Below are 5,205 nucleotides of genomic sequence, written 5' to 3'. Positions count from 1 at the left end.
GATCAAATCTGCAGGTGCAAAGCCACTGATCTTTGGAGTGACGTTATGGGTGATTATCTCAACCACTTCATTATTTTGGATAATAAATAACATCCCATAGAAATTACAGTATTTCAAACTGCTGTTATGGAATCATATTTTCTATAAATAGACGCAGACTACACATCACCGCTCTCTTATAATGATAACTTAGTCAATAAAAATAAAGAGACGGTGATGTTTTTCTCCTATTCAAAATCAGAAGAAATAAAAGCAATTCAAAAAGGAATACTTCAGCTTTTTATTCAATGCATTTTTGCAACAGTCGCTTATCTGGTTGTTCGCACTGACATTGTTACCTTACATAACGGGTTAAGTGAACATTCACTTACTGAATATTACCAACAACTTCTGCTGCTTATCGTTATATTGTCTTTTAGTTACATTGCTACGACCAATAGCGAAGTACGTTCCTTTGCTATTCTTATCATTGGCTTTTTTACTTGTATACTAATTAGAGAATGTGATGGAGATAATCACCCATAACGTCACTCCAAAGATCAGTGGCTTTGCACCTGCAGATTTGATCTTCTCAATTGAAATACTGCACCCAATAAAAAACAGACAAAGTACTAATAGTTTTTTTGATAGGTTAAAAATACCATCATAAACGACATGAAATTGAGGTAAGTTATCATTGATTAAGATGGCTAAACAATAGAATAAAATAAAATAAGGAATCGTTATTTTTTTACTCGTATTTTTGAATAATAGGGCACTGATTAAGGCCACAGGGACAATCCACAGTGCTCGGGCAAGTTTTAGGGTTGTTGCTGTTTTTAAAGCCTCTTCACCATAAGCAGAAGCGGCACCAACAACTGATGAAGTATCGTGAATAGCAATTGCAGCCCATGTACCAAAAGCATGTTGACTGAGTTCTAATGCATGCCCAATAACGGGGAAAATAAAAAGAGCAATAGAGTTAAGTACAAATACCGTCGCTAAAGCTAAACCTGTCGACTCTTCATCTGCATTAATTGCAGGAGCTACAGCTGCTATGGCACTGCCACCACAAATAGCTGTTCCTGATGCAATTAAATGCCCAGTAACTTTATCTAGTTTCATTTTTTTAGCGAGGAACCAACCAAAAATAAGCGTACCTACAATCGTAGATAGAATGATACCAATCCCATTCGACGTTGCTTCTATCGCTTCATTTAGTTGAATGCCAAACCCTAAACCTACAATAGAATAAGCTAAGAGTTTTTTTGTGATTTTACCTAAAGATAAATTGGTAGGGACAAAGCCAAAGCTGGCTAAAGCAAATCCCATGACAAGAGCCGTTGGGGAGTTTACCCATGGTGTTAGTGCTAAAAGAGCAGCAATATAAAAAGGGAAGTATCGTAATAAATGTTGTTTAGTAAAAGTCATGTTTATAATTCATAGGCACAGGAAAACTAACGATATCATGTTTTTATTGTTTAGTAAGTTTAATTATTATTGATGTTACGTTAAGGAAATATTTACGCTATGGTGTGACTGATTAAGATTATTTCTCAGAAAAATAAGCCTTGTTATGCTGTTCTTGCATAAATCGTAGCACTTCTTTATTGGCTAGAAGTAAAGACGTATTAATCGATAATATACACTCTCTATAAGAGATGTTTCCCACATTGAATTCGCCAGTATCAGATTTCACTCCGTAACACTCTATTTGAAACCCTAAGTAAATTAAATGAGTAAACATATCTTTTCCATAGGTTTTCACATAGTACATTGTGATGTTGCTTTTTCTTGCTAGATTCACGAGTATATTGTAATTAAGATAATTAAACGTATCTTTATCAATAGAAAAGCTAGAGTAATTATATAAAGCCATATCCTCTTTTGATTTTGTATAACTTGTTGTGTTAGTTAAGGATATATTTGTTTTTTTTAATCGTAATTCATTTTTAATATCATCGACAAGATAGTAAAAATTCAGATTATGCCCTGATTTCTTATTGTTATGTAAGTTACTGTATCGGTAAATGTCACACTTGTTTCTACTGTGTAAAAGTGGAATATCTATGCCTTCTATGTTTTCTTTCTCGTCTTGAAAGTCCAAGCTATGATAATATTGCTCAATAGCAGACGTAAACCTTTCATATCCATTATCAATGTCTAGTGGTTTTTGTATTAGTTCAATATCTATTTTTTCCTTATTTGAATCATAACTTACGGTTTTAATTTTACTGCTGTATGAATTAAATTGGCTTAGAAGTAAGTCTTCATATTTTTTTTCTTTTGAATCGACACTCAGATTAAGTAATAAATCAAAAATATCAAGCTCAAAAAAGCGAGCAACTTGAATGGCTTTATAGATAGGTGGGCGCGTGGTTCCTCTTTCCCAGCGACTGATCGTAACACTGTCGAGTTTTTGGAAGCCTTCTGAGTATAAGTTAAGTTGTGCTGCGAGATTACTTTGAGTCAAGTTTCTTTCTATTCTTTTCTGCTTTAAATACAGGGAAAACATAAATACCTCAATTATATATAGATATTCATTCTATGTTTAAAAATAAATACCACATAGGCATTCTTTTTTTAAGTTTAACCTGAGATGCCTTGTACTTTTTCCTCTTTTAATATATTTATCAATTCTACGTTTGATAATAGTTTTTCAACTTTTACCGATAAAATCGCATCACGATATTTTTTTCTTCCTACCGATATTTCTCCTTTAGGATGTTCATTTTGATAAGAGGATAGTTCGAAGCCAAGACTGATTAGAAAATCATACATTATCTTTAATCCTAATCGTATGGAATAATATTGGATGCTACTATTTTTACACAATAAACTAACATCATTTATTATTTGAAATTTAAATAATTCTTCTGAAGATGAATATCTAGAACAATTATAAAGGGTAATGTCTTTCCCTTCTTTATATGCAATGCTTTTTGTATAATCTATTTTACATTTGTTATTTTTTATTTGTGATGAAAATTCATCAGTATTAAAGTAAAAGCTAATCGAGTGACCTAATATATGGTCGTCATCGTTATTATGAAACGTTAATCCAATTAGTTTGTTTCTTGTTTGGTATAGGTATAAATCGATATTAAATAATGAATCTTTTTCAATATCTAAATGATTATATAAACTTGATAATAGATTTATTATCATTCTTTGATCTTTTGGTATTGTTTTTATTTTGAACTCTACATGATTGATATTATTATAATAATATTGTTGGATATTATGTAACTTTAGGAGCCTATCATTAAATCGTTTGTCCATTATTGTATCTAAGGCTGACATATCAGAGGCATAATCATTATTCAATAAGAAGTATTTAAGGTCGTAATCAAACAATCTTAAAATGCGGATGCACTTCTTCAGTGATGGTTTTGTAATCCCTCGTTCCCAGCGACTGACTGTAACGGCGTCTAATGCGTGGAATTCAGCATCTATCAAATTTAAATGTGTTGAGAACTCTAACTGGGTTAAGTTTTGTTTTTTACGTATTTCTTTAATGCATTCAGAAAACATATTTACCACCATAAATTTATATTTTATCTTTAAATATCGTATCTTTAGCATTTTTATACAAGTTTATTTTTATGATACTTACATTTTTGCAATATTATTATTCTTTATCAAGATTTTCATGTGAGTGCGATGACGGTAGGGGCCATTTTAGCGGGTTCAGTAATCGTTGGGTCGTTTTCTGGTTTATATTCAGGTTGGCTCTCAAATAAGTTTGGTCGTAAATGTTTTTTGGTTGATGGTCTGCTTTATTTTAAGTGTGGGTTAGGTTTTGCCTTTGCTCCTTTAGTTGGAGGGTTCTTGATTCAATGGGGTGGGTCTCCCCTTTATTTACTGTCTGTTTTGTACTTTCTCTTGTTATGAACGGACTGTATAAGTGGGCTGAGAGGGACAGTTAGTAGGCGACTATTTTTAAATGGATATTGAAATGACAACGTAATGCTACTATGAAAAATTTACTATGAAAAATTTACTATGAGACGATGAATATTGGTTGAATAGTGGATTTGAAAATGGTTTTTGAGTACAAGTGTCAAGCATGTAATAAACGGACTGCTGTATTTCGAATAAGAAGAACGAAAATGGAAAAGTTATTTAAAATAAATTGTAAAAAATGTTTATGTGGATCATGTGGTACTTTCTTTTTTATAACGTTAAATGGTTATGTTTACGTTGACTAAAAGCTTTCTTTTTTTGTAGATAAATAGGTTAGTACAGCAAGGTGGTCTGAACCAGAAAACTGAGGAAGCACTTCTCGTTTACAAATAGAGAGTGAATTTGTGTCTATATTTCTTAACCAGAGATGATCAATCGCAATTCTAAAGGTTTTCGGTATCGATATTCCTGTTATCTCCATCGGCCAGCTTGCCACCGGTGCAGTATCATACTCCTCAAAGGTATGCACAAAACGTTTGGTGTTTGAAGATAAATTAAAGTCTCCAATAATGAGTGTATCTGAATAAGGGGAATAATCAGCCAATCGTTCTAAACTTTCAATTAATGCATTTCTTTCATACCAAAGTTGCTTTGTTCGTGGTGATGGAGGGTGAGCGGTATATAAGCTTATTGGACGTTTTTCACTGCTTTGCCATACTCCACTTATCATAAAATGTCCTGCAGGGGTATTTTGTGCCCTTAGGTTAATAGGCTGCTTACTTATGATCATTTGTCCGCTTGGATAGCCTAAGCCTGGGGTTCCGCCAAATTGATAAGGGTAGTTGTCTGTGATCTCCATAAAGCGATCCCCATGCCAAGGTGATGTTTCTTGTAATATGACTAAATCAATGTCGTTTTCCGTGAGGTAAGTTAAAAAAGGACTAAGATCAGGATTAGTATAAAAAAGATTATATTGGACGATCTTTAAAGGGTCAGAGCAGGGAATGTTTGAATACAGTTGTGCTGGTTTTTGATAGGAGCACAGAAAGGCTAAAAGCAAAGAACAAAATGAATATAAATAATATCGAAAAATAAGGAAAAGAATAAAACCAGAGTAGTAAACGGTTGCAATAGCGCTTGGGATCCCCGTTATATTTTCAATCCACCAAATGTCGGATACGTGATAAGAAATGCGCCATAGACAAATGGGCAGCAGTAGTAACAAACAGATTGTGAACTTTATTTTTAGATCTTTTGCCATTCAACACCCACCGATAAGTAATCTTGTATTTACTAGTATGGGTGAAGAATAAGGCTGAT

General features: G+C 33.0%; 6 protein-coding genes and 1 pseudogene. 3 read left to right on the top strand and 4 right to left on the bottom strand.

Going from position 1 to position 5,205, the window contains the following annotated elements; genetic code table 11:
- Both AACV33_RS20920 and AACV33_RS20915 read left to right on the top strand, forming a co-directional pair.
- Positions 1–100, top strand: a pseudogene (locus tag AACV33_RS20920) (putative sulfate exporter family transporter); the annotation flags it as partial.
- Positions 101–216: 116 nt separating this feature from the next.
- The gene (locus AACV33_RS20915; RefSeq protein ID WP_255458651.1) at positions 217–525 is read left to right on the top strand and encodes a hypothetical protein; all 309 of its coding nucleotides are present in this window, start codon (positions 217–219) and stop codon (positions 523–525) included.
- Here the strand turns inward: AACV33_RS20915 and AACV33_RS20910 are convergent.
- From AACV33_RS20910 to AACV33_RS20900, 3 genes are all read right to left on the bottom strand, one after another.
- Positions 490–1,410 (bottom strand): YeiH family protein, encoded by a 921-nt coding sequence (locus AACV33_RS20910; RefSeq protein ID WP_182700614.1) that lies wholly within the window; start codon positions 1,408–1,410, stop codon positions 490–492. The genes AACV33_RS20915 and AACV33_RS20910 overlap by 36 nt on opposite strands.
- Before the next feature lie 118 nt (positions 1,411–1,528).
- Entirely contained in the window at positions 1,529–2,494 is a 966-nt protein-coding gene (locus tag AACV33_RS20905) for a helix-turn-helix transcriptional regulator (protein WP_255458650.1), read from the bottom strand.
- A gap of 74 nt (positions 2,495–2,568) precedes the next feature.
- Entirely contained in the window at positions 2,569–3,513 is a 945-nt protein-coding gene (locus AACV33_RS20900; protein ID WP_023604244.1) for a helix-turn-helix domain-containing protein, read from the bottom strand.
- A 120-nt stretch (positions 3,514–3,633) separates the two neighbouring features.
- Between AACV33_RS20900 and AACV33_RS20895 the strand changes: the two genes are divergently transcribed.
- A complete protein-coding gene (locus AACV33_RS20895; RefSeq protein WP_023604245.1) occupies positions 3,634–3,873 on the top strand; it encodes a hypothetical protein in 240 nt (79 codons plus the stop codon).
- A gap of 313 nt (positions 3,874–4,186) precedes the next feature.
- Here the strand turns inward: AACV33_RS20895 and AACV33_RS20890 are convergent, their stop codons facing one another.
- The gene (locus AACV33_RS20890) at positions 4,187–5,146 is read right to left on the bottom strand and encodes an endonuclease/exonuclease/phosphatase family protein (protein WP_182700611.1); all 960 of its coding nucleotides are present in this window, start codon (positions 5,144–5,146) and stop codon (positions 4,187–4,189) included.
- Between the last annotated feature and the right edge of the window lie 59 nt (positions 5,147–5,205).

This window comes from Aliivibrio sp. SR45-2 (genome assembly GCF_963890165.1).
GTDB lineage: Bacteria > Pseudomonadota > Gammaproteobacteria > Enterobacterales > Vibrionaceae > Aliivibrio > Aliivibrio salmonicida.
Note: the sequence above shows the minus strand (reverse complement) of the source record. Positions and strands in the feature narration are given on the sequence as shown.